The following is a 22,301-nucleotide window of genomic DNA, read 5'->3' as shown; positions in this document are numbered from 1 at the left end:
CGATCCGGACTGCATCAGGGCAAGGACCCTGGCCCCACCGCGCGTCATCATCGCGGCCGGTTTCACGTCGCGCTACTCCCATCGGCCACGCGGGTCTGCCTCGGAGCTGTCGGTGCGTCTGGCAGGGCGGTGCGGGCCTCGCCCAGCACTGGGCGGCCGTCGGAACCGGCCAGCGTGGAGGGCCGCCGAGGCTGCGCTTCGGCTGAGCAAGCCTGGCCCGCCGCGACACCATCAAGCCCTTTATTGGGCAGCGCCTCCTCGGCCTCCTTGAACGTCACCATGCGGCCGGCCTCCTCGTCCCACAGCAGGTGGTCGGGCGCCGAGAATGCCTCACGCAGCGTGACCACCCGCGCAGTAGCGAAGGCGGGATGCGCGTCGTGGCAGGCCTCCAGCAGGTAATTCGGAATGCGCGGCGCGAGGTGGTGCACGTGATGGAAGCCGAGACTCGCCGTCAACCACCGCAAAACCGCTGGCAGTTGCAGGTAGGAGCTCCCGGCGAGTGATGCGGCCACCCGATCCCAGGCCGAGTGGCGAGCCCAATGCACCCCGTCAAAGCGGTGCTGCACCGAGAAGAGCCAGACGCCGGCGATGCTGGCCGGCACCATCACCGCGAGGACGCCGGCTGTCACCGGCCAGATGCCGAGCAGCGCCGAGAAGCCGCCGTAAAAGGCGAGCAACGAAAGGTTCGTCAGGTGCACGCTGCGGTGCTCCCGGCTCCAGCCGGCCGGTGCGTCATACGGAACGCGGTAGAGCACGAGGAACACCAGAGGCGGGAATACCAGAAGCATGAGCAGCGGATGACGCAGGATGCGGTAGGCACGGCGGCGTCCGCGACCCATGGCCCGGTACTCGGCAACAGTCTCACAGGTCGAGTAGATGTCGGTGCCGCGGTCGCGGCGGTCGAGGTCATTCCAGACCGCGTGGTGCCCGGCGTGCTGCCGCCGCCAGTGCCCGTAGGGCGTGAAAGTGAACAGCGAGCAGAGCCGTCCAACAAGGTCGTTGGCACGCTGAGTGCGGAACAGCGAGCCGTGCCCGCAATCATGTTGCAGAGCGAAGACGCGCACCGTCAACCCTGCCGCCGGCAGGCCTAGCGCCAGCACCCACCACCAGCCCAAGGCGAGGCCGGCCTGCATCGCCGCGAGCAGCGCTAACAAGGGCAAGAAGGTGGTGGCGAGTTGCCACGCAGCGGTGCGCGGTACCGCTGTCTGGAAGCGCTGGGTGATCGCTCTCAGCTCTCGCATGCCAGAAGCGGGAGGCATGGCCTTTTGTGCGTTGCCCGCCTGGGTGATGGTGCTGGTCATCTGGGACATGGGGTCGGCGACTCTCGATCAGAACAGACACGGCGATTGCGCCGGGCCGGCGCCAAGGGGCGCCACAAGCGAAGGGTGTTGGAGAAGGAGCGGCACCTGCTGGCACCGCTTCCCTCCTATCCGGTCGCAGCCGACCGCGGCGATCAGCGACGCGGCGCGGAGTCCAGGCGACCCGATGATGATGCCGGCGCCGTGGCGTTGCCCTCGGCATCGGTCGCACGGGTGTCGTCCACCTCGACCTCGGTGTGCCGGAGCTTATCGTGCACCGTCTCGACCCGCTCCTCCACGTCCTTCCGCACGACTACCTCCTCGGTGACGCGGGCGTCCTTGGCGATGATCGCTTCCTCGCCGGTTTCGGTCGCCTCGATCACGCGTTCGGCGAACAGTGCCTCATCGGCCGCGGTCGGGGCGCGGTCCATCGGCCGACGCTCGATCTCGACATGCTCCTTGCGCAGGGACACCGATTCCTCGACCGGCGTCTCGACCACGTAGCTGCGCACACGCACCCGGCCGCCGCCGACCGCCCGTTTGTCGATACGCAGGCTTTCCTCGACTAGCTCGATCTTCTCGTCGCCGCTTGGAGAGCGGGATCCCACGAGCGCCGCGGCGGGCGCCGTAGCGGGCACTTGCTGCGGTGCAGCCACCGCAGCGGTAACCACAGTATCGTCAGCGAGGGCCGCCGCGCCGGCGGCCTGCTGGCTGCTCAACCCCTCCGTGCGCCAGGACTGCTGGCGATCATCGAGGTCGACCGCCCCGTGCTCCTCCAGGATGTCCATGGCCTGCTCGGCGCTGCGCTGCTCTACCCGCACGGTCATCAGGAAGCCGCCGCGGCTGACTGCCTCGACATAGGTCCTGCGGTCCTGTTCGGGCTCGAACAGGTTCTTCAGGGAGGCGAGAAAGCCGCCCCTCTCCGCCGCGTCCGGGTCCTGGCCCGCCTCCTGGGCGGTCACCGCGATGTCGGACTGGGCGAGGCCGGCTTCCGTCACCAGCCGCTCGGCCGCGGTGTCGGCATCGCCGCGCCTGTCGTAGAGGGCGGTCAGGGTCGTCTGGGTCATGTTGGGTCTCCGGTACCGCCCTCGGGACGGATTTGAGCTTCGAGGCTGCTTGCAGGGGCAGCGGTAGACAGGCGTTCCACGCTCGCCATCTGGCGGCGCAGAGGGATGGTTTCCTCGACCGTCCTGGTCGTGGCGATGCAGCGGATCCGGAGCTTCTCCTTGAAGACGAGACGGCGCCCCACCATCAGGATTCCCTCCAGCATGGGCACGACGAGGACCGCGCCGTCTTCCTCGTCCTGCGCAGCCGGTGCAGTAGCGACCTCGTGACCGAGGGCGACGCGCTTAACCTCCAAGCGCTCGCCGCGCAGCGTCTCCCGCACCAGCGCGTCCTCGGTGGCGGTCGAAAGATGGACGCGGACACGCCCGATCTCGACCAAGCGCCGCGCGATGGTCAGGTGCTCCTCGACCAACGGGACCACCACCTCGGCATCAGCCTTCACGTCACCCACCACGCTGGGACATCCCCGGTTCCGGCACGGAGCGCGCGACCCAGCCCGAGCCCGGATGGGCTGCTGGTCGGGCATCTACCTCTCAAGGTGGTGGCTGGCCGATGCCGCGGGCAGGCGGCAAAGGCGGTTAGTGCCTATGCGGAAATGCAGCGCCCCGCCCTCGGGCCGGGCAGCGTTGGGTCGCTGAGCGGTTTATCCCTGAAAGGCACACCCATGCCATTCGATATAACCAGCGCGGTCCGAGTCGCAGCTATCCTGCCCGAAGGCGGGCCGGCCCTGCCATCCCGCATCTCCTGGGGCGCCGTCATCGGTGGCAGCCTCATCGCCGCGGTGATCGCGGCGGTGCTCGGCGCCCGCCGCGGCACCCGCGACCGGACTGCCCTGCTGACGCCCGGCCTAGTCCGGCACCCGGCCTGACTCCTGTGCGGCTGTCGCCCCCTTCGCGGGACCATGGCCGATGCAGCCTGCACGTCCCCGAACCGAAGCGAAGAGAGTGACCGATGGACCCCAATAACCAAGACGCAGCCCTGGTCGCGCGCCTGACGCCCCGGCTGCGCACCTTGCACGAGACGAATGGCGGCGACTGGGCGGGCACCTTCCGAGATGCCCTGACCCTGATGCGGGAGACTCACAGGGTCGAGCCGCATGACGGCGCCGGCGCCGGTTATCCCGACACCCCTGACATTCCGCGCGAGGACGACTGAGGCGGCGGCCGAACCCGGCAGCGCTTCCGCTCGTTGCTTTCATGTCCTGCCGATGCCCGGCAGGAAGGGAGGCGTGGGCGAGCCGTTGCTGGACTGGGATGACCTCCGCTTCTTCCTGGCCATCGTCCGGACCGGCAGCCTCTCGGCTGCCGCCCGGGAACTGCGCGTCACCCAGTCGACCGTCGGCCGCCGCCTCGCTTCGCTCGAGCGCGGCCTTAGCGCCCGGCTGCTCCACCGCACGCCGGATGGCTATGTCCCGACGCTGGCGGGCGAGGCGATGCTCGGCCAGGCGGAACGCGTCGAGGCGGAAGCGCTCGCGGTGGAACGGACGGTTGGCGGCCGCGATGCCCTGCTGGTGGGGGTAGTGCGCGTCACGACGGTGGAGACGCTCGCCAGCCACGTCCTAGCGCCCGCCTTCTGCGCGCTGCAGCTCGGCAATCCGGAGATCGGCATCGAGCTGCTGGCCAATGTGCGGCACATGAGCCTCGCCATGCGGGAGGCGGATGTTGCTGTGCGTCTCACGCGCTTCGAGCAGCATGACCTCGTCGCGCGGCGGGTCGGCACTATGGCGCACGGCCTCTACGCCAGCCCTGCCTATCTGGAGCGCCATGGCCCACCGGATTTTGCGGCCGGCTGCCCGGGCCATCGGCTGGTGACCGGACTGGACGGGGCGGAGGTGCCGCAGCTTGCCCACTGGCTCGCCGAGCTCGCCCCCCGCGCGACCTCGGTATTGCGAACCGACAGTCCAGAGGCACAGTTGCAAGCCACGTTGTGCGGTCAGGGCATGGCGTGCCTGCCCCGATTGCGGGGGGATGCATTGCCGGATGGGCTGCAACACCTACGGCCGCCGGTGGCGCAAGCCGCGGTCGAGATCTGGCTCGCCGTGCACAAGGACAACCGCAGGATCCCGCGGATCCGGTTGGTGCTGGACGCAGTGGCCGCAGCCATCCGCGATCGGGCCGGCCAGCTGGACCCGCCGGAACGCCAGCAAACCAGGCAGCCCCGCGCTTAGCGTCCTTGTGCTTCGGCCAGACCAACCTTCAGCTCGGTCCCATCGTGCAGAGTATTGGCGACCGGCGACCGCAAGGTTGCCCGCGTCACCAGCGCCGCCAGTGCCTCCCGCGGGGCATCTGCCTCGATATGAACTGCGACGCGCACTGCCTCGAGACCGAGCGGCGCTGGTTGCACCATGTCCATCGGAGCGGCGGCGATGTCCGCCTCCAGATCGAGCGCGAGGCTCGAGAGCGCGATGCCCCGGGCGATCGCACCGGCCCGAATACCGATAGTGAGATCGGAGCCGAGCGCGGCCAGCAGAACCTCCAGCGGCTCCGGCGCCGGGTCAGGATCGGCAATGCCGCTCGGCTCATCCACGATCAGGACCGGCAGATCGCGGATCTGCGTGAACTGGCGGAAGCGGCTGCCCGCCACGGTCCGGGATCGGAGAGTGCGCAGCGCGTTCATGCCGGCATGCCGCGGGATCTTGGGGTCAGGATGCGCAGTACCGGTCTCCTCGCGCCTGCCGGCCGCTCTGATGAGGCCAGGGCCGACATGTAGCCGCCATATGGCGCGCTCATGGGTCTATGGCAGCCGTGCAAAGCCGCCGAGCGGGTGTGCGCGGATGCGCAAGGGCCGCTACAATGCGAGCGCCTCCGCCTCCCAGCCGCCGCGGACGAAGTCGCTGACCTCGAAAGCGCCGTCATCGGCCCAGAGCACGCTCAGCACCTTCACGCCGGCATGCCACACATCAAGCCCGTAGGGCAGGTCCGGCTCGGTGTGCTGCCGCTGCAGGGCACGGCGGTATCCGGGAGACGAGGCCTCTCCCGGCATGGGGTCGTTGAATGGGGTCCAGTGCTCGATGACCCAGGCGTCGGCCCTGAGCGTAACCCGTCGTACCGAATCGCGTTGAACTTCGAGGGCACCACGCTTTCGGACCAGTGGGATGAGATGGTCGCGGATCGCCAGCGCCGAACCATTACCGGAGGAGACCAGCCGAAGCGCCATGCGATCCTCCTCCGGGCGTAGCGCCGACATCAACGCGGCAGAGGATAGGTCGCTTCCTCGGCGAAGAAAGCGGCGTTCACAACCGATCGACGCATGTCTAGAACAGGCGCCAGCCTGATCCCACGCGAGTTGTGATAGGGGAATGGCATCCCTCGTCGCCATATAGAGTACGTAGACCAGTAGAAAGCCCGGGGTGCGGTTTCGACGCTGCATTCTCGGCTGGAGAGTTGCCGCGGTGCCCGGGGCGGGCCACTCCCCAAGCCGACCTTTCGGCGAGCGATGCCGACCTCGGCGCAGGAGCGCAATCATGCCCACCCGCACGCATACCAGTAGCCTCGTGTTCCGGCGTCCTTTCTCCATCAAGAGCGCCGGGGCCGTACAGCCGGCCGGCACCTACACCGTCGAGACTGAGGAAGAACTGGTCGAGGGCCTCTCCTTCCCGGCCTACCGGCGCGTCTTGACTACGATCACGCGCCAAGCCAACGGCGCCGGAGCGCTCGTCCAGGTGCTTGCCGTCGATCCAGGCGAACTGGAAAAGGCGCAGGCGGCAGACCGCCTCTGAGCCAGAGTTGCAGTTGCCCATACGGGATGGCGACGGACCACCGCCCAGGCTTTTCCCGTCGCACGGGAGGCGCGGATTATGACCGAACCGGCCACCACGCCGATCGCACTGCATCCATAGCGCGACGGTAGGCGCCTGTTGTTCGAGATCGTGGAGAACGGATGCGGCGTCATCTGTGCCATCTCGCTAATGGTTCCGGGCGATCTGAGCGAGCGTTGGTGCTACAAGCCGGCCGATCAGTTCAAGTCCTTCGCCCGGATACGCCGGCAAATCGAGGCTATCGCGCTGATCAAGATCAGAATAACGCTCATGATTGGCCCAACCTGCTGACCACCTGGTCCGACGACGCCAATGACATTTTTTCGAAGTCAGTATGATCCGCTCTGATATGTGCGCAGGAGGATGACTCCGAGGACGGGTGCGCTGGCAACTCACAGTCGGGCAGCACGTCTGCTTGGACTGGCACGGCCGCGAGACCGCCAGCCAAGAGGTCGTTTGTGAAGGAGCCGGATCGACATGGCGGGCCGGATTGCGAAGCTACTGGGCATAATCCGCTATCGGCGGCGCTGGCGCATCCTCGCCGCCGCAGCCGTGACTGCCGCCGACAAGGCGACCACGGAGCTCGATCACCATGTGCGGGACCGTGGCCGCCGGCGCGGCGCCGGCCAGCGGCCCCCGCCCGAGCGGCCATCCGCACCGCACATCCCTTCCTCAGCGGATAGGTGAGACCGACTACCCGCGCAAGGATGGTGGAGCCGTTCATGCGAGACCGGCGCCGCTACGGGGAGCAGCACCGTGACCATAATCGTTTCCGTGAAGATCAACGACGGCGTCGTCATGGCGGCCGACAGCGCCGGCACCATGAGCAGCGGGCAGATTTACGCCCACGCCAACAAGATTACAAACCTTTGCGAGGGCCTTCCGATCGGGGCAATGTCCACTGGGGCAGGCGGAATCGGCAACGAGTCTGTCGAGACCTTGCTCAAGGATTTGCGGCGGCGCTTCGCCGGGCGCGACCCGGGGCATCCTGACTGGCGCCTCGACCCCGAGCGCTACACGATGGAGCAGCTAGCTGGGCGGCTGCGCGCCTTTCTCTTCGAAGAGAAGGCTGCATCCTGCCCGGAGCCAACCAACCTTCAACTCCGGCTCTGCGGCTACTCTGCCGGCCGGCCGCTTGCTGAGGTTTGGGAGGTCAGTATGACCGGACAGGCTTGCCCACCGCCACGGCAGATCATGGACGAGACCAGCTTCGGCGTGATGTGGGATGGCCAGTACGAGGTGCTCAACCGACTCATCCTTGGCCTCGGCTTCGATGTTGGGGATGCGCTGGTGAAGCACGGCATGCCGGCAGAGAAGGCCGGCAGGCTGCAGGAGGAACTGGTCCGGGAGCTTTATGCGACGCTCTCCGTCCCCGCCATGCCGATCCAGGACGCGATCGACTTGGCGCGCTTCTTGGTCGAGACCACGATCGGCTTCGTCCGCTTCGCCGTCTTTCTGCCGAAAAGCGTCGGCGGCACGGTCGAGATCGCCGCCATCACCAAGCACGAGGGCTTCCGCTGGGTGCAGCGGAAGAGCTTCTACCCGCACGGCCTTCGCCAAGAAGGCTGAGGCTTGGCAGCAGCGTAGGCTTGGCGCCGCTGTTCATGAGGAAGGACCGCGCGAGCAACATGCATTCCGACCGAACACGCCTCTGCAGCATTCACGCGCATTGTGGTCGGGTGCCATGTGCGAGCGTGCAGTCAATCGGCGGCGCATCTACATCGCCGGCTGTCGCCCGGCAGGGCCGACGCGGCCATCGCGGAACAGACCTATCCTGAGTTCCACGCGGCGGTCGAAGGTTTGCCAAGGTAAGTAGCTTCCCAAGGTGCCGGCCCGGACGCCGCACGGTTGGAATATCTGGTTTTTGGTTGAAACAGTACCCCGCAGCCCATGGCATATATGCCAACCTCGTTTGGTTCGGCATGCTCTCCATGCTCATGATCAAGCGCCGAGCCTGGTATCCGTCTCCCGCGAAGTTCGATCCGTCCTGCAACCTCGCGAGGCGGCACCTCTTCTCGTGAACGGAACACTGCCATGGCTACCGGCACCGTGAAGTGGTTCAACGCAGCCAAGGGCTAGGGCTTTATTCAGCCCGATGTTGGCTCGCAGGACGTCTTCCTCCACATCTCCGATATCCAGCGCCCAAGCATTTAGGAGCCATGTGAAGGTGACAAGTTCGGGTTTGATCTGCAACGTGGTCAGCAGGGTAAGTGTCTGTCCGCGAACATCTTGAATCCGTTGAGCCACCTGTGATTCGCTTGGGTTGGGGCAGTTGGCGGAGGCGTTGCAGATGTGGACGGCGGAGAACCGGTCTCGGTACGATCGGCGCGGGTTACGCTACCCCAGTGACATGACGGATGCGGAGTGGGCACTGATCGCCGGTCTGATCCCGCCGGCGGAGCGCGGTGGCAACGCGCGGACGGTGGGCCTGCGAGAGGTGGTCAACGGTCTGCTCTACGTGCTTGGCACGGGCTGCCAGTGGCGGGCGATCCCGAAGGACCTGCCGCCGCGCAGCACGCTGTATGGCTACCTCATGCGCTGGGGCTGGGACGGCACGCTCGGGCGGATCCACCACGCGCTCCATGTGCAGTGCCGCGAGCAGGCCGGGCGCGAGGCCAGTCCGACGGCGGCGATCATCGACAGCCAGAGTGTAAAGGCCGCGGAAAAGGGGGGCCTTCGATCGATCCGCACGGCTATGATGGCGGCAAGAAGCGCCACATCCTGGTCGACACGCTTGGCCTGATGCCGCACGCGGTGGCGCATAGCGCTGGCCTTCAGGACCGCGATGGCGGCGTGCTGGTCATGGCATGGCAACGCCCTTCGGGATGTTCCCGTTCCTGCGCAAGCTCTACGCCGATGCCGGCTATCAGGGGCCGAAGTTCCAGGCCGCACTGAAGCGCGTGCTGCGCCAGGTGCAGCTTCAGATCGTCAGGTGCTCCGATACGGCGCAGGGCTTCGAGGTGCTGCCCCGGCGATGGGTCGCCGAACGCACCATCGCATGGCTCAACCGATGCCGCCGTCTCGCCAAGGACTGGGAGAACCTCAGTTGCACCGCACTCGCCTTCCTCCGCCTAGCATCCATTCGCATAATGATGCGAATGCTCTGCCAAACATGAGAATGTTCAAGGACAGACACTAAGGGCAACGTAGACACGCCAGCTCAAGTCTAGCTGCAAGCAGTACGCCCGCATAACTTCGGCGTCGCATCAAGATACATGGCAGCGTTTCGCCATATCAATCGTGTTTCCGCTGCCATACGCACCGCCTCACACCGGCCACAACTCCGCCAACTCATAGATGCTGGTGGACTGCTCCGGCTCGATCTCCACCGCCCGACCGCCATGATGAACGCCACAGCAGCATCGATCTTCTGCTTCGGCCGCGCCTTGTCGGATAGAGGTTGCCCCTGCGATCCGGCTTACCGACAAGGTTGTCGATGCACCACCCCAGCAGCGGGCTGCCGTCATGCTCCAGGCGGCCCGAGCGCATGGCAGCATCAAGCTCGATGACGCCGGCGAGAAGTTGGCCGTTGTCGAGCGGAACTCCACCATCTCGATCTCCTGCGGCCGTAGCCGTTGCGTCCGCTGCCAAGCTGGCAGCGGACGCTCAGGAGCCAAAAGCGGCGGCCGATTTGCAGAAAGCTGACGTTGGGTCAAGGTCCTGCAACGGGATGATGCAGCACTTCAGAGTAGCCCACTCTGGTCACGCTTCAGTTTCCGTGTTGAGAAGGCTCCACAGCTTCAGTGGTGTCGCTGGCATATCCACGTGAAGGATGCCGCACTCTGCGACAGCATCCACAACGGCATTCATGACAGAGGGTAGCGCGCCAGCACACCCCGCCTCACCGCATCCTTTGGCGCCCAAGGCATTGGTACGAGCGGGAACCGGGTGACTGGTAAAGCCGAACGACGGCGCATGCTCCGCGCGCGGCAAGCAGTAATCCATGTAGGATCCGCTGAGCGGCTGCCCCTCCTCGTTATAGGCCGTCAGCTCCGTCAGAGCCTGGCCTATACCCTGCATAATGCCGCCATGCGCCTGACCGGTCACCAGCATCGGGTTCACTAGCACTCCGAAATCATTGGCGGTGACATAACTCACTACTGTCGCCTCCCCCGTATCGGGATCGACCTCAACCTCAGCGACGTGGCAGCCGTTGGGAAAAGCAGAATCCTCGTATTGGTCAGTGTGCGACACATCGAGCGTGCGCGGCAATCTGTCTGGCAGTTGTGTCATCCCACGCAGTTGCGCCGCGAGTTCCAGGATGCCGATCCCCCGGTCCGTGCCCACAATGTTGAACCTTCCCGAGGAGAACTCGATATCGGCGGCTGAGGCTTCCAATACATGAGCCGCAGCCGCCCTTCCTTTCTCGATTACCAGTGCGCTGGCCGACGAGAGCGCAGTGCCAGTCGCCATGATGGAGCGGGAACCACCCGTGCCGCCGCCTGCGATTAGCAAGTCACTGTCACCCTGGCTCAAACGGATGCACTCAAAGGGAATGCCGAGCCGGTCCACCAGCACCTGCGCAAAGGGCGAGGCATGCCCCTGACCATAGTCTAGCGTGCCCGTTAGGATGGTCACGCCACCATCCTCGTCGAACCGAATGCCCCCCATCTCCTTAGAGGGCGGCGCCGTTACCTCGAGATACTGCCCGATCCCGATGCCGCGTAACTTGCCACGCGTGCGGCTTTCGGTCCGCCGGGCGGCGAAATTATCCCAATCGGCAGCGGCTAGCGCTTTGTCCAGAACGGCAGGAAAGTCGCCACTGTCATAAAGCATCCCCGATGGCGCTTTGTATGGAATCTGGTCTGGGCGGATCTGGTTGCGGCGGCGTAGCTCTACCCTGTCGATGCCCATCTCCCGCGCAGCAGTCTCGACCAATCGCTCCATGTAGTAGTTACCTTCGGGTCGTCCCGCGCCACGATAGGCGCCGACCGGCGTGGTATTGGTAAAGACGCAGCGCGTCGACACCTCCACGAGCGGCGTGCGGTAGACCCCGACCACGTTCTTCACGGTGTTGCCTGTAGAAGGCAGCGTGGTCGCATTACTCAAATACGCACCGAGGTTTCCAAAACCCGTCATCCGGACAGCGAGGAAGTGCCCTTGGGCATCCAGCGCCAGCTCCGCCACCATGTCATGGTCGCGTCCATGGCTGTCGGACAGAAAGCTTTCAGTGCGCCCATCCGTCCACTTCACTGGCCGGCCCAGCTGCTTTGCCGCATGCAGAAGCGCAGGATATTCGGGATAGACGCTGGCTTTCATCCCAAATGAGCCACCGACATTTCCCGTCAACACGTGCATTGCCGCAGGCTCTACCCCCATCACCTTGGACAGATTGCCACGCATGCCGAAGACACCCTGGCTGCCCAGTCGCAGGACATATCTCCCACTTTCATAGGTCGCCAGCGCCGAGCGCGGCTCCATCGGCGAGACGACTACGCGGCTGTTCCGGATGTGCAGTCGGGTGACATGTGCAGCCCGCTCGAAAGCGCCAGCCACGGCATCGGCATCGCCGTAGTGGAAGTCCACAACTTGGTTGCCTGGGACATCCTCGTAGAGCAACGGCGCATCAGGGGCGACGGCGGCTTGCGCCTCGGTCACAGCAGGCAGCGGCTCGATGTCCAACACCACAGCCTCCGCTGCGTCGCGTGCCTGCTTCGCAGTCTCTGCCACAACGATGGCTACCGGGTCGCCAACGAAGCGTACCTTGTCGGTCGTCATCACCGGCTGCTTCGGCAGACGGGCGGGGCTGCCGTCGCGGTTCTTCTGTCCCACCGACACCGGCATAGGACCGAGCCCGGCTGCCTCCAGATCGCGGCCTGTATAAATAGCCAACACGCCGGGCATGGTGGCAGCCTCGGTCGTGTCGATCCCGTTCAATATCCCATGCCCATAAGGACTCCGAACCATCACTCCATAGGCTTGCCCAGGCAGGGACAGATCATCCGTGTAGCGTCCCTCTCCCCGCAGCAATACCGGGTCCTCCTTGCGGGAGACGGGCTGGCCGATGCCAAATTTAAGCAGCGATGAATGGAGGGGGGCGTTCATTCAGGCGTCCTCACAAAGCAGGAAATCGCCAGGGCATCCCCCAGCCTCCCTACATAGTTGGTCGGAGGTGCCGCCTCTGCAAAGCCCCTGGCCGCGCAGCATGCCTCCTTAAGTGCACACAACCGGCCTTTGGCCTTACACAGCCATCGACCAACGAGGGCCATATTTTATTCGGAATCGAACCGACTTGACCGCGGCACTTGGACCAAAGTCTTCAAACATCGCGTCACACCTGCCACAACTCCGCCCGCTCGAAGATGCTGGTGAACTGCTTCGGCTCCGTCATCGAGCGTCCAACCGACATAATGAGCGCCACGGCAGCGTCGATCTGCTGCTCCGGCCGGGCTTTGGTTGGGCGGAGGTTACCCCGGCGATCAGGCTTGCCAAGCACATTGCCGATGCACCACTCGAGCACCGGGTTGCTGGCATGCTGGAGCCGGCCAGAGCGCATCGCAGCGTCAAGCTCGATGATCGCCGGCGAAAAGTTCGCGGTGGTCGAGCGGAACTCCACCATCTCGACGTCCTGCGCCCGAAGCCGCTGCGCCAGCTGCGTCGATTGCCAAGGGTCGTAGCCGACGCTCACGATGCGAAAGCGGCGGCTGAACTCCAGGATGTCGTCCTCGATGGCCTGGAAGTCGGTCTCGTTACCAGGCGTCAGTACGAGGTGCTCGGCTGCGGCCCAGCCCGGGTATGCCGCATTCCGTGCCTCCAGCACTGCCTCCTCGTTCAGGTAGCAGCGGGCAAAGGCGGCATAGGTCGTCTTGCCCGTCTCGCGGCAGGTCTGCGGGAAGACCAGCGCCAAGGCCGCCAGGTCGGTGCGGCTGGCGAGATCCAGGCCGAGATGGCACTCCTGTCCCTCGAAGTCCTCCAGTCGGAGGTCGGGGCTGCGGCACCGCAGCGGCTGGCCGGCCTCCGGCCCCTTGATGTTCGGCATCTGGCCAGCGAACAGCAACGCCGCCTCGACTAAATCGGGGCGAAAGGCCCAGGGCCCCCGCCCTGCCTCGGCGGCTATCCTGTCACGCAGGAAGCGCGCACAGGCGAGGCCAGCCAGCCGCCCCACCGGGATGGCGCCAACCCCCACCACCGCCTCGGCATAGGCGACGGCCTCAGCGACACCCTGCGGGGCAGCTACGGCCTGGTCAGCCTGCGCTCTTGCCGCCATGGATCGCCTTCAGCTGGCTCTAGGGGGATTGGTCCTCGGCCGGCTCCTGGGCGCCAGCCGCCAACCTAGGCCGGGCTGCCGGTGAGAAGCCTACCGAACAGTGCACTGGGCGGAGAAACTCGAGCGGGGGCTACCTGGGCAGCCTGCTGCGACTGCCTCTGCTGGCGCCCGACGTGGCCGAGCTGATCCTAAATGGTCCGGTGGCAGATCGCGTCGCGCTTCTCGCGCTGCTGCAGCCGGTGCCTCTGGTTCGAGCACATCAGCAAGAAGACCTGATGTCTGGTAAACCGGTCCAGCGCGCCAAACTCGAGGTCGCCTGCCAAGCCCAAGATTGAGATTCAGCGTCCAGTCCTACCGCTTCGAGAGCCAGCGCTTGGCAATGCGGCAGGCGACCGTGAATGCGGGGTTGAAGACATTGCCGACATCGTAGCGGACGACCTGTCCCATCAGGTGGCTGGCGGCGCGGGCGCCCAAGCCGAAGTCCTCGCCGAGCCAGCGCGACATCTCTGTCGTGGCGTGCTGCAGCGCTTGGTCAAGCGGCCTGGCATTGCCGACAGTGAAAATGTCGTCGGCCGTCTCACCGCGCGGCCAGGTGATCGTCCGCTTCAGGACGCTGAAGGTCACCTCCATCTCGAAGGATGTCTCGATCCCAGTGCCCGTGATCTCCCCGTCACCTTGGCAGGCATGGCCATCGCCGAGATAGAAGAGCGCGCCCGGCACCGACACGGGAAACCAGGCTGTCGTGCCGGGTGCGAACAGGCGGTAGTCCATGTTGCCGCCATTCTGCGCGCTGGTCGCGGTGGACAGCGCCTGCCCACCCGCCGGCGCGACCCCGAAGCAGCCGATCATAGGCTGGATCGGCGGCGCGAAATCCTCTAGCCCCGACACTGTGTCCTGCAACCGCACCGTCCCGGCCACGCGGTCGATGGTCCAGACGGCGCGCTGCTGCGATGGCCGGTCAGGGATCGCCGCCGGATCCAGCACGGTCAGAGCGAGCGGCGAGTAGGTCCATCCGGTCGCACGGCTCGGGGTCAGCCGATCGATCCGTACGGCGAGCGTGTCCCCGGGCTCGGCCCCCTCCACGAAGAATGGACCGGTCATCGGGTTCGGCCGGCTGGCGACGGCCACCTCCCGCGCATCAAATCCGGACGCATCAATCGTGTCGGTGACCACCGTGTCGCCATCCGCGACACGTAGGCAGGGTTCGGCTACGCCGATTGCGTTGAAGTATTGTGTGGGATGGAAGCGGTGCATGGCCATGGGGCTCTCCGGGACATTTCGCTGGCATGGGCCGACCGGTCCGCGCCAAGGCTGATCCAGGCACGCTAGGAATGGGCTCGCGCCGCGGTCAAGGCGCGACGCGTGTCAGGGCTCTGGCGCTGACATCCGCTTCTGTGTGGAGGAGCTGGCCAGCTTCGTCCGAGACCTCTCCCCAGCGTGTCTGGTGCGGGGCGTGAGGCAGCATGAGCGCGGCGACCAGCGTCACGGTCCAAGTGCCGCTTGCCCTTCGGCGACGGTCGGGGCGGAAGACGGTGTTGACGCCAGTGCAGGAGGGTGTGCCGGCTATGGCCACGCGTGCTCATCCGACACTGGTGAGGGCGTTGACCCGGGCGTTCCGATACCAGTGGCGGCTAGACGAAGAACGCTATGCCTCATCGGCGAGGTGGCAGCAGCCGAGCGGATTACGCGCGGCTATCTCGGGTAGATCCTGCAACTGACGCTGCTCGCACCAGACATCGTCGAAGTAATAAAGCTTGGGGGCACTGAGGCAGGCAAGTTTTGCGTGCCTCGCCCCCAGCGGAATGAACCGCTGTTCGTTCGGGTCGCTGCCGCGGAACGCAGCGATGCGGTGATCTCCCGTCGACCGATAGAGTGCATCGTCCAACTCGCGCCGGCCCGCCGGCCGTTTTCCCGGGCGTGGACAACGCGCTCTGCGCTCCGGAACCGGGGCAGAGTTCCGCCGTTGCGGCCGGCAGAGGGCGCTCCAACAGCACTTCCGGGGAGGAAAGAGCAATGGCGGGGCAGAGCGGGCATCCCTTGCTCGGCGGAGGCCAGATCACCCGGCGGGACAAGATCGTCACAGCCGAGGAAGCGGTCCGGCTCGTCCGCGACGGCGCGACCATAGCCACCGGCGGCTTCGTCGGCATCGGCTTCGCCGAAGCCATTGCGGAACAACTAGAACGGCGCTTTCTCGAAGGAGGCCGGCCACGCGACCTGACGTTGGTCTACGCCGCCGGCCAGGGCGACGGAAAGGACCGCGGACTCAATCATCTCGGCCATGAGGGGCTGGTGCAGCGGGTGATCGGCGGGCACTGGGGGCTTTGCCCGAAGCTCCAGCGCCTCGCGCTCGAGAACAAGATCGAGGCCTATAACCTGCCCCAGGGGGTAATCTCTCACCTCTTCCGCGACATCGCTGCCGGCAAACCCGGCACCGTCACGCGCGTGGGCCTCGACACCTTCGTGGACCCGCGTCACGGCGGCGGCAAGATCAACGCCCGCACCACCGAGGACCTGATCGAGCCCATCACGCTGCGCGGCGAGGAATACCTCTTCTACCGCGCCCTGCCGATTGACGTGGCCATTCTGCGCGGTACCACCGCGGACCCGGACGGCAACGTCACCATGGAGCGTGAGGCGCTTGTCCTCGAGGCGCTGGCCATCGCCACGGCGGCGCGCAACTCTGGCGGCGTGGTGATCGTGCAGGTGGAGCGCCTAGCCGAAGCAGGCAGCCTCGACTCCCGCCTAGTGCGGATCCCCGGCGCCCTAGTGGACTGCGTCGTGGTGGCCTCGCAGGAAAACCACTGGCAGACCTTCGCCACGCCCTACAACCCGGCCTTTAGCGGCGAAACGCGGGTGCCCATGCGCTCCCTGCCGCCGATGGGGATGGGGGCGCGCAAGATCATCGCCCGCCGCGCCGCCTTCGAGCTGCGGCCCAACAGCGTCGTCAACCTCGGCATCGGAATGCCCGAGGGCGTGGCCAGCGTCGCCAACGAAGAGCGGATGCTGGAGTACCTGACGCTGACCACCGAGCCCGGCACGATCGGCGGGCTGCCGGCCGGCGGGCTCGACTTCGGCGCCGCGAGCAACATCCAGGCCCTGGTGGACCAGCCCGCACAGTTCGACTTCTACGACGGCGGCGGTCTCGACGCGGCCTTCCTCGGCATGGCGCAAGTCGACAGCGAGGGGAACGTCAACGTCAGTAAGTTCGGGTCTCGGCTGGCGGGTGCGGGCGGCTTCATCAACATCAGCCAAAATGCCAAGAGGGTGGTCTTCCTCGGCACATTTGCGGCGCGCGGTGACCCGAAGTTTGTGGAGCAGGTCGAGCACCGCACCTTCAGCGGCCACTTGGCGTCGCGGCGTGGTCAGCCCGTCCTCTACGTCACAGACCGTTGCGTCTTCCGTTTGGGCCCGGAGGGGCTGGAGCTCGTCGAAGTCGCCCCTGGCCTGGACGTCGAACGCGACATCCTGGCCGAGATGGCCTTCCGGCCGCTGGTCCCGAAAGATCCGGCCCCGATGGACTCTCGCATCTTCGCCGAAGGCCCGATGGGCTACCGCGAGGAATGGCTGAGCCTGCCGCTGGAGGCGCGCCTGACCTACGACCCGGCCGAGGCGGTGTTCTTCATCAACTTCGAGGGCTTCGGCATTCGACGACAGGAGGACATAGACTGCGTCCGACGGGCAGTGGAGGAGCGTTTGGCGCCACTGGGCCGCAAGGTGCCGGCTATCGTGAACTACGACCACTTCACCATCGCGCCCGAGCTGCTGGATGCCTACACCGACATGGTGGGTGGCTTGATGCGGCAGTTCTATTCCGGCGTCACTCGCTACACCACGAGCGCCTTCCTGCACCTGAAGCTCGGCGACGCGCTGCGCCGGCGCGACGTGGCGCCGCACATCTACGAGGCGCGCGAGGAGGCGGAAGGTCATCTGCGCGACCTCGAGCGCGACGGGGGATGCCGACCATGAAACGAACCTCGAAAACGGTGGCGGAGCTCCTCGGCCCACGCCGCGGCACCGTGCTCTCCATCCCCGCCGACGCCACCGTGCACGCAGCGCTCGAACGTTTAGCCAAGCACGACGTGGGCGTGCTGATCGTGCTGGACGACGGCAAGCCGATCGGGATCTTCTCCGAGCGCGACCTCGCGCGGAAAGTGGAGCTGCGCGGCCGGACGGCGAAGGGCACCATGGTGCGGGACGTCATGACCCCGCAGGTGATCTACGTCACGTCGGAGCACACGCTCGACCAGTGCATGGTCCTCATGAGGGCGGATCGCGTCCGCCATCTGGTTGTGGTGGAGGACGGGAGGGTCGCGGGCATGGTGTCGGCCCGCGACATCCTGGTGGACGCGGCCGCAGAGGCCGAGAAGCACATCCGGGGTCTCGAGGCCGACCGACTGGTTATGACGACCAACACCGGCGCCTATTGATCTTGCGGGAGGCTCAGCCTCCGGCGGCCTCGCCGCTCAGAAGCGACATCGCTGCCGGAGATCTTCTCCGGTGGTCTAACCCGACCAGCACTGGAGTGGCGGTATGGACTTCCTGATCGCGGTGGCCGCGCTGGCCTTCCTGATGTTCATCGCCTACCGCGGCTTCAGCGTGATCCTGTTCGCGCCGGTGGCGGCGATGGGCGCCGTGCTGCTCACCGACCCTTCGGCCGTGCCGCCTGTTTTCACCGGCGTCTTCATGGACAAGCTGGTCGGCTTCGTGAAGCTCTACTTCCCCGTATTCCTGCTCGGTGCCGTGTTCGGCAAGGTGATCGAGCTGTCGGGCTTCTCCAAGTCCATCGTCCGGGCGGTGATCGGGCTGGTCGGACGGCAGCGCGCCATGCTGGCCATCGTGCTGGTCTGCGCGGTGCTTACCTACGGTGGTGTGTCGCTGTTCGTTGTAGTATTCGCCGCCTACCCCTTCGCGGCGGAAATGTTCAGGCAGAGCGGCATCCCGAAGCGGCTGATCCCCGGCACCATTGCCCTCGGCGCCTTCACCTTCACCATGGACTCGCTGCCGGGCACCCCGCAAATTCAGAACATCATTCCCACCACCTTTTTCCGCACCGACACCTGGGCCGCGCCCGTTCTCGGCACGATCGGGTCGGCGTTTATCCTGGCCGTCGGCCTCACCTACTTGGAATGGCGCCGCCGGAGCGCCGCCGCGGCGGGCGAGGGCTACGGCGAGGGTCACACGAACGAGCCTGAGCCGGCTGACGAGGAGGCGCTGCCGCACCCTGCCATCGCCATCCTACCCCTGGTCGCGGTGGGCGTGCTGAACAAGCTTTTCACCTCCCTGATCGCCGCCCAGTATGGCGCGCGGCACGAGGTCGCGCTGGCTGGCATGGCGCAGCCATTGGTGACGCAGGTGCCCTCGGTCGCCGCGATCTGGGCGGTGCTGGGCGCGCTGCTCATCGGCATCCTCACCGTGCTCGCCTTCGCCTACGGGCGGGTGGCGCGGCGCTTCGCCGAGGGCTCCAAGGCGGCTGTAGGCGGCGCGCTGCTCGCCTCCATGAACACCGCCGCGGAGTACGGCTTCGGCGCGGTGATCGCGGCGCTGCCGGGCTTTCTGGTGATCCGCGAGGCGCTGCGAGCAGTCCCGAATCCGCTTGTCAACGAGGCGGTCAGCGTCACGGTCCTCGCGGGCATTACCGGCTCCGCCTCGGGGGGCATGAGCATCGCGCTCGCTGCGATGGCGGACCAGTTTATCGCTGGGGCGGAGACCGCCGGCATTCCACTGGAGGTGCTGCACCGCGTGGCCTCCATGGCGAGCGGGGGCATGGACACGCTGCCGCACAATGGCGCGGTGATCACGCTGCTCGCCGTCACCGGGCTTACCCACCGGCAGTCTTACGGCGACATCTTCGCCATCACCCTGACAAAGACCGCGGCGGTCTTCGTCGTCATCGCCGTCTACTACCTCACCGGCATCACCTGAGCCGCGGGGCGTGGCGCCCTCCGCGAAGCCCACGCTGCCGGCTTTCGGACACGTGAACGTCTGGGGCATTCCAGGGTGCCCCAGACGTTTCCCTCGCCACACTTTGGATCCTCGCTGTGGGACCCGCGGTGCCTGCAGGCCACGCTCTACGCGCTGCGCGGCCGCGGCGTTGGCGCCGATCTGGTCCGACACGTCGCTCCGCCCAGATGGAAGCACTCACCCTTGCGGGCGACCACGTCTGGGCCGCAGAGACGCAGCCTGCCGCTGGTGTCCTCAGGCCGGACAAATCCGACTGAGCCACTCAGCGTCTCGGACCATCGACCCAGCCGCATCTGGGCACTTCTCGTCATCAACGGGGTCGATCGGAGACGATGCGTTGGAGGACTTCTGGGCCGGATGAGCCTCGTACTTGATGCGACCAGCTTAGCCTGGTGGGCATCAGCGCGTCGCTTCCACATGCTTGCTGGTGCAGCCCTTCAGCATCTAACTTCCGCCACATCCAGCCAAGGTTGCACTCGGCGATTGGATCTCCAGCCGGTTGCTTAACTTACTCTGGCTTGGCCGCCGGCAGCAGGGAAAGTGCAACTTGATGAAGTCGAGCGGGCCACTCTCGCTGTTGAACAGCTCCGGTCGGTTCCGTCCCTTTACTCCCTTGAACGCCACATCGAGCCAGAAATTGGTGACCAGAAAGGCCATGCTAGGTTCAAGTGACCTGCACCCGGATCGGCGTTGGGTTGTAGCCGTTGCAGGGATTGTTCACCTGCGGACAGTTGGAGATCACGGCGAGCGCATCCACCTCTGCCCGCAGTGCTACCTCGCAACCTGCCGGCGAGACGCCATGCGCAATCGCGGCGCTGCCGGTAGTGTCTACTGGCACACGCATGAAGAAATTCACGTTAGGCACAACGTCCCGTCGTCCCAGGCCGTACCGAGCCAGGGCGTGTAGAAAGTTCTCGCGGCAGCCTGGACAGTCTTCCACCCTATAAAACATGCGGTTGGACGGCCCACTGCAACAGCCGCCAATCGTGTCGTGGCCGCCGAACTGATCCTCAACGATGGTGAAGATCGGGCGTGCGATGTCGGAGTAGAGAACGTGCCCGGTCGTCAGGAAAATCGTGCCCGCTGCTTTCATCGTGTTGGAGGCGTGGTACCGCTCCTCTGGTTCCGCTGCATTGTAGCAGAGGAAGTCGACAGCCTGATGTCCATGCAAATCGGTGATACGTAGAGTGCGACCACGGGACACGATGCCGGACCATGGTGCGCCGGCAGCGACTATCTCGCTTAGCATCGGTTACGCTCCCTCCGGTCCATAACGTTGGCGACCGATTTCAAACTCCAAGCGGTTTTAGTCACCCCTTACGATCGTCCGGCCCAGCCTTACCGTTCGAGTCTTCCTCCACTTGCGCCGCTGCGGCTTCCGTCGCTGCGCGTTCGTCGCCGCCGTAGCCTGCCTTGGGCACCGCATCGCCCGCTTCGCCTGCCGTGCCCGCCTTGTTGGAGGTCGGAGCTCCTTGGCCCTTTTCTTCCTTGGTCCAGCCGGGCTCCCCGATTCTCTTCTGCTTATTGTTCGACATCTTCGGCTCGCTAGGGTCCGTTATGGACCATTGGCTGGGTAACGATCAGGCTGCGGGGCATAACTGCCCGCAGGCCATACCCGTCTGATGTCTCCGATGATGAATGGGCTTTGGTTGCGCCCTACCTAACGGTCGTGCCCCTGGGCGTGGTGTAGGAGGGCGCCGCTGTAAGGGTGGCGGCCATCGTGATGGTCCTGGCTAGGGTTGGGTTGCTGAGACCGACAACTCCTGGACCAGCAACGATGACCGACGAGACGATGGCCCTTCAGGTCCTCTTGGAGAAGTCCGCCGACGCGTCCTTCCTGCTCGAGATGATCGGCTTCGCCGCCGAGCGACTGATGGAACTGGAGGTGGACGAGTTGACCGGCGCCGCCCATGGCGAGCGCAGCCCCGACCGGCTGGTGCAGCGCAACGGCTACCGGGACCGTGACTGGCAGACCCGGGCGGGGACGGTGGAACTGCGGATCCCCCGTCTCCGGCGCGGCTCCTACTTTCCGGCCTTCCTCGAGCCCCGGCGGACCGCCGAGAAGGCGCTCACGGCGGTGATCCAGGAAGCCTATGTCCAGGGCATCTCACACGCTCCGTGGACGACCTGGTGCGAGCCATGGGGATGGAGGGCGTCTCCAAGGGTCAGGTTTCGCGGCTCTGCACTGAGATTGACGAGCGGGTCCGCGGCTTCCTCGCCCGCCCCATCGAGGGCGACTGGCCCTACCTCTGGCTGGACACCACCTACGTGAAGGTCCGCGAGGCCGGGCGGATCGTGCCGGTCGCGGTCACCATTGCGGTCGGCGTCAATGCTGATGGCCGCCGCGAGGTTCCTCGGCATGGCGGTCGGCAGCTCGGAGGCAGAGCCTTTCTGGCTCGACTTCCTCCGCACCCTGGCCCGCCGCGGCCTGCGTGGTGTGAAGCTGGTCGTCTCCGACGCCCACGAGGGTCTGAAGGCAGCGGTAACGAAGGTGCTGCGGGCGACGTGGCAGCGATGCCGCGTCCACTTCGCCCGCAATGCCCTGGCCCATGCTGATAAGGCTCAGCGCCGCATCGTCTCGGCCTGGATTGGAACGGCTTATGCCGAGGCCGATGCCGAAGGCGCCAGGCGGCAGTGGCGCACCGTCGCCGACCAACTCCGCCCCAAGGTCCCCAAGCTCGCCGCGCTGATGGACAGCGCCGAGGAGGACGTGCTCGCCTACATGAGCTTTCCCACCGCGCACCGCGCCAAGCTGCACTCGACAAACTCCATCGAGCGCCTCAACGGCGAGATCAAGCGCAGGACGGATGTCGTCGGCATATTCCCGAACGAGGCGGCCGTCGTCAGGCTTGTCGGTGCCCTCCTCCTCGAACAGTCCGACGAGTGGGCCACCCAGCGCTCGCGCTACATGACCCTGGAGACCGTCGCCGCCCTCAGCGATACTGGCCAGGTCAGGCTCTCAGCCGTGCCAGCCTGACCAGGCGGCCCAACCCGCCAGGAGCCATCGCTCCTA

The 22,301-nt window shown here is 66.0% G+C and carries 22 protein-coding genes and 3 pseudogenes; 13 read left to right on the top strand and 12 right to left on the bottom strand.

Features of this window, described 5'->3' with window-relative positions; genetic code table 11:
* Positions 1-62: 62 nt before the first annotated feature.
* The 3 genes from LH62_RS11575 to LH62_RS11565 form a co-directional block, all read right to left on the bottom strand.
* Positions 63-1,310, bottom strand: coding sequence for a fatty acid desaturase (locus tag LH62_RS11575; RefSeq protein WP_052214234.1), 1,248 nt, complete (start codon positions 1,308-1,310; stop codon positions 63-65).
* Positions 1,311-1,453: 143 nt separating this feature from the next.
* Positions 1,454-2,365: a YsnF/AvaK domain-containing protein gene (locus tag LH62_RS11570; protein WP_082012512.1), complete on the bottom strand. Its 912-nt coding sequence runs from the start codon at positions 2,363-2,365 to the stop codon at positions 1,454-1,456.
* Positions 2,362-2,817 (bottom strand): YsnF/AvaK domain-containing protein, encoded by a 456-nt coding sequence (locus tag LH62_RS11565; RefSeq protein WP_052214231.1) that lies wholly within the window; start codon positions 2,815-2,817, stop codon positions 2,362-2,364. The genes LH62_RS11570 and LH62_RS11565 overlap by 4 nt, the downstream gene beginning before the upstream one ends.
* Positions 2,818-3,027: 210 nt before the next feature.
* Between LH62_RS11565 and LH62_RS11560 the strand changes: the two genes are divergently transcribed.
* The 3 genes from LH62_RS11560 to LH62_RS11550 all read left to right on the top strand — a co-directional run bounded on the left by LH62_RS11560 (position 3,028) and on the right by LH62_RS11550 (position 4,530).
* Complete coding sequence (locus LH62_RS11560; RefSeq protein ID WP_043361411.1) at positions 3,028-3,231, top strand: hypothetical protein; 204 nt, start codon at positions 3,028-3,030, stop codon at positions 3,229-3,231.
* Between the two features lie 83 nt (positions 3,232-3,314).
* The gene (locus tag LH62_RS31130) at positions 3,315-3,518 is read left to right on the top strand and encodes a hypothetical protein (protein WP_043361409.1); all 204 of its coding nucleotides are present in this window, start codon (positions 3,315-3,317) and stop codon (positions 3,516-3,518) included.
* A 73-nt stretch (positions 3,519-3,591) separates the two neighbouring features.
* Positions 3,592-4,530 carry a LysR family transcriptional regulator gene (locus LH62_RS11550; protein ID WP_052214228.1) on the top strand — a complete coding sequence of 313 codons (939 nt, stop codon included), beginning with the start codon at positions 3,592-3,594 and terminating at the stop codon, positions 4,528-4,530.
* On the opposite strand, the gene LH62_RS11545 is transcribed toward LH62_RS11550, so the two are convergent.
* Both LH62_RS11545 and LH62_RS11540 read right to left on the bottom strand, forming a co-directional pair.
* Positions 4,527-4,979: an OsmC family protein gene (locus tag LH62_RS11545; protein ID WP_052214226.1), complete on the bottom strand. Its 453-nt coding sequence runs from the start codon at positions 4,977-4,979 to the stop codon at positions 4,527-4,529. The two genes, LH62_RS11550 and LH62_RS11545, sit on opposite strands and share 4 nt — an antisense overlap.
* Before the next feature lie 171 nt (positions 4,980-5,150).
* Positions 5,151-5,519: a hypothetical protein gene (locus tag LH62_RS11540; protein WP_144404457.1), complete on the bottom strand. Its 369-nt coding sequence runs from the start codon at positions 5,517-5,519 to the stop codon at positions 5,151-5,153.
* 307 nt (positions 5,520-5,826) lie between these two features.
* Between LH62_RS11540 and LH62_RS11535 the strand changes: the two genes are divergently transcribed.
* The 5 genes and pseudogenes from LH62_RS11535 to LH62_RS29300 all read left to right on the top strand — a co-directional run bounded on the left by LH62_RS11535 (position 5,827) and on the right by LH62_RS29300 (position 9,236).
* Positions 5,827-6,081 carry a hypothetical protein gene (locus LH62_RS11535; RefSeq protein WP_043361405.1) on the top strand — a complete coding sequence of 85 codons (255 nt, stop codon included), beginning with the start codon at positions 5,827-5,829 and terminating at the stop codon, positions 6,079-6,081.
* 138 nt (positions 6,082-6,219) lie between these two features.
* A complete protein-coding gene (locus LH62_RS30300) occupies positions 6,220-6,411 on the top strand; it encodes a hypothetical protein (RefSeq protein WP_144404456.1) in 192 nt (63 codons plus the stop codon).
* 465 nt (positions 6,412-6,876) lie between these two features.
* Complete coding sequence (locus tag LH62_RS11530) at positions 6,877-7,689, top strand: hypothetical protein (protein WP_043361404.1); 813 nt, start codon at positions 6,877-6,879, stop codon at positions 7,687-7,689.
* A gap of 516 nt (positions 7,690-8,205) precedes the next feature.
* Positions 8,206-8,373 (top strand): annotated as a pseudogene (locus tag LH62_RS31965) (cold-shock protein).
* Between the two features lie 37 nt (positions 8,374-8,410).
* Positions 8,411-9,236: pseudogene (locus LH62_RS29300) on the top strand (IS5 family transposase).
* Positions 9,237-9,386: 150 nt separating this feature from the next.
* Here LH62_RS29300 and LH62_RS30290 read toward each other — a convergent pair.
* The 3 genes from LH62_RS30290 to LH62_RS11510 all read right to left on the bottom strand — a co-directional run bounded on the left by LH62_RS30290 (position 9,387) and on the right by LH62_RS11510 (position 13,327).
* Positions 9,387-9,671, bottom strand: coding sequence for a hypothetical protein (locus LH62_RS30290; RefSeq protein ID WP_144404455.1), 285 nt, complete (start codon positions 9,669-9,671; stop codon positions 9,387-9,389).
* A gap of 151 nt (positions 9,672-9,822) precedes the next feature.
* The gene (locus tag LH62_RS11515; protein ID WP_043361399.1) at positions 9,823-12,165 is read right to left on the bottom strand and encodes a xanthine dehydrogenase family protein molybdopterin-binding subunit; all 2,343 of its coding nucleotides are present in this window, start codon (positions 12,163-12,165) and stop codon (positions 9,823-9,825) included.
* A gap of 226 nt (positions 12,166-12,391) precedes the next feature.
* Positions 12,392-13,327 carry a terminase TerL endonuclease subunit gene (locus LH62_RS11510; RefSeq protein WP_052214223.1) on the bottom strand — a complete coding sequence of 312 codons (936 nt, stop codon included), beginning with the start codon at positions 13,325-13,327 and terminating at the stop codon, positions 12,392-12,394.
* A gap of 173 nt (positions 13,328-13,500) precedes the next feature.
* Between LH62_RS11510 and LH62_RS31125 the strand changes: the two genes are divergently transcribed.
* Positions 13,501-13,662, top strand: a complete 162-nt coding sequence (locus tag LH62_RS31125) for a hypothetical protein (RefSeq protein ID WP_160299824.1) — start codon at positions 13,501-13,503, stop codon at positions 13,660-13,662.
* Between the two features lie 16 nt (positions 13,663-13,678).
* On the opposite strand, the gene LH62_RS11505 is transcribed toward LH62_RS31125, so the two are convergent.
* Both LH62_RS11505 and LH62_RS30285 read right to left on the bottom strand, forming a co-directional pair.
* The gene (locus LH62_RS11505; protein WP_043361397.1) at positions 13,679-14,587 is read right to left on the bottom strand and encodes an acetamidase/formamidase family protein; all 909 of its coding nucleotides are present in this window, start codon (positions 14,585-14,587) and stop codon (positions 13,679-13,681) included.
* A gap of 385 nt (positions 14,588-14,972) precedes the next feature.
* Positions 14,973-15,212 (bottom strand): hypothetical protein, encoded by a 240-nt coding sequence (locus LH62_RS30285; protein WP_144404454.1) that lies wholly within the window; start codon positions 15,210-15,212, stop codon positions 14,973-14,975.
* 128 nt (positions 15,213-15,340) lie between these two features.
* Between LH62_RS30285 and LH62_RS11500 the strand changes: the two genes are divergently transcribed.
* From LH62_RS11500 to LH62_RS11490, 3 genes are all read left to right on the top strand, one after another.
* Positions 15,341-17,293, top strand: a complete 1,953-nt coding sequence (locus LH62_RS11500; protein WP_043361395.1) for an acyl CoA:acetate/3-ketoacid CoA transferase — start codon at positions 15,341-15,343, stop codon at positions 17,291-17,293.
* The gene (locus LH62_RS11495) at positions 17,290-17,754 is read left to right on the top strand and encodes a CBS domain-containing protein (protein WP_043361392.1); all 465 of its coding nucleotides are present in this window, start codon (positions 17,290-17,292) and stop codon (positions 17,752-17,754) included. Before LH62_RS11500 ends, LH62_RS11495 begins: the two co-directional genes overlap by 4 nt.
* A 103-nt stretch (positions 17,755-17,857) precedes the next feature.
* Positions 17,858-19,249 carry a GntP family permease gene (locus LH62_RS11490; protein WP_043361389.1) on the top strand — a complete coding sequence of 464 codons (1,392 nt, stop codon included), beginning with the start codon at positions 17,858-17,860 and terminating at the stop codon, positions 19,247-19,249.
* A gap of 703 nt (positions 19,250-19,952) precedes the next feature.
* Here the strand turns inward: LH62_RS11490 and LH62_RS29290 are convergent.
* Together LH62_RS29290 and LH62_RS30280 are read right to left on the bottom strand one after the other, a co-directional pair.
* Positions 19,953-20,537: a DUF1989 domain-containing protein gene (locus LH62_RS29290; RefSeq protein ID WP_082012508.1), complete on the bottom strand. Its 585-nt coding sequence runs from the start codon at positions 20,535-20,537 to the stop codon at positions 19,953-19,955.
* 61 nt (positions 20,538-20,598) lie between these two features.
* Complete coding sequence (locus LH62_RS30280; RefSeq protein WP_144404453.1) at positions 20,599-20,823, bottom strand: hypothetical protein; 225 nt, start codon at positions 20,821-20,823, stop codon at positions 20,599-20,601.
* Positions 20,824-21,065: 242 nt separating this feature from the next.
* Here LH62_RS30280 and LH62_RS11485 point away from each other — a divergent pair.
* Positions 21,066-22,265: pseudogene (locus LH62_RS11485) on the top strand (IS256 family transposase).
* Positions 22,266-22,301 lie beyond the last annotated feature (36 nt).

This window comes from Belnapia sp. F-4-1 (genome assembly GCF_000802185.1).
In the GTDB taxonomy this organism is placed as follows: domain Bacteria; phylum Pseudomonadota; class Alphaproteobacteria; order Acetobacterales; family Acetobacteraceae; genus Belnapia.
Note: the sequence above shows the minus strand (reverse complement) of the source record. Positions and strands in the feature narration are given on the sequence as shown.

Excerpts from the sequence above, each read along its gene's own strand:
- LH62_RS11515 (WP_043361399.1), bottom strand. The coding sequence starts at position 12,165 with ATGAACGCCCCCCTCCATTCATCGCTGCTTAAATTTGGCATCGGCCAG.
- LH62_RS11570 (WP_082012512.1), bottom strand. The coding sequence starts at position 2,365 with ATGACCCAGACGACCCTGACCGCCCTCTACGACAGGCGCGGCGATGCC.
- LH62_RS11490 (WP_043361389.1), top strand. The coding sequence starts at position 17,858 with ATGGACTTCCTGATCGCGGTGGCCGCGCTGGCCTTCCTGATGTTCATC.
- LH62_RS30280 (WP_144404453.1), bottom strand. The coding sequence starts at position 20,823 with ATGTCGAACAATAAGCAGAAGAGAATCGGGGAGCCCGGCTGGACCAAG.
- LH62_RS30290 (WP_144404455.1), bottom strand. The coding sequence starts at position 9,671 with ATGGTGGAGTTCCGCTCGACAACGGCCAACTTCTCGCCGGCGTCATCG.
- LH62_RS11500 (WP_043361395.1), top strand. The coding sequence starts at position 15,341 with ATGGCGGGGCAGAGCGGGCATCCCTTGCTCGGCGGAGGCCAGATCACC.
- LH62_RS29290 (WP_082012508.1), bottom strand. The coding sequence starts at position 20,537 with ATGCTAAGCGAGATAGTCGCTGCCGGCGCACCATGGTCCGGCATCGTG.
- LH62_RS11510 (WP_052214223.1), bottom strand. The coding sequence starts at position 13,327 with ATGGCGGCAAGAGCGCAGGCTGACCAGGCCGTAGCTGCCCCGCAGGGT.
- LH62_RS11505 (WP_043361397.1), bottom strand. The coding sequence starts at position 14,587 with ATGGCCATGCACCGCTTCCATCCCACACAATACTTCAACGCAATCGGC.
- LH62_RS11545 (WP_052214226.1), bottom strand. The coding sequence starts at position 4,979 with ATGAACGCGCTGCGCACTCTCCGATCCCGGACCGTGGCGGGCAGCCGC.
- LH62_RS11495 (WP_043361392.1), top strand. The coding sequence starts at position 17,290 with ATGAAACGAACCTCGAAAACGGTGGCGGAGCTCCTCGGCCCACGCCGC.
- LH62_RS11540 (WP_144404457.1), bottom strand. The coding sequence starts at position 5,519 with ATGGCGCTTCGGCTGGTCTCCTCCGGTAATGGTTCGGCGCTGGCGATC.
- LH62_RS11535 (WP_043361405.1), top strand. The coding sequence starts at position 5,827 with ATGCCCACCCGCACGCATACCAGTAGCCTCGTGTTCCGGCGTCCTTTC.
- LH62_RS31130 (WP_043361409.1), top strand. The coding sequence starts at position 3,315 with ATGGACCCCAATAACCAAGACGCAGCCCTGGTCGCGCGCCTGACGCCC.
- LH62_RS11575 (WP_052214234.1), bottom strand. The coding sequence starts at position 1,310 with ATGTCCCAGATGACCAGCACCATCACCCAGGCGGGCAACGCACAAAAG.
- LH62_RS11560 (WP_043361411.1), top strand. The coding sequence starts at position 3,028 with ATGCCATTCGATATAACCAGCGCGGTCCGAGTCGCAGCTATCCTGCCC.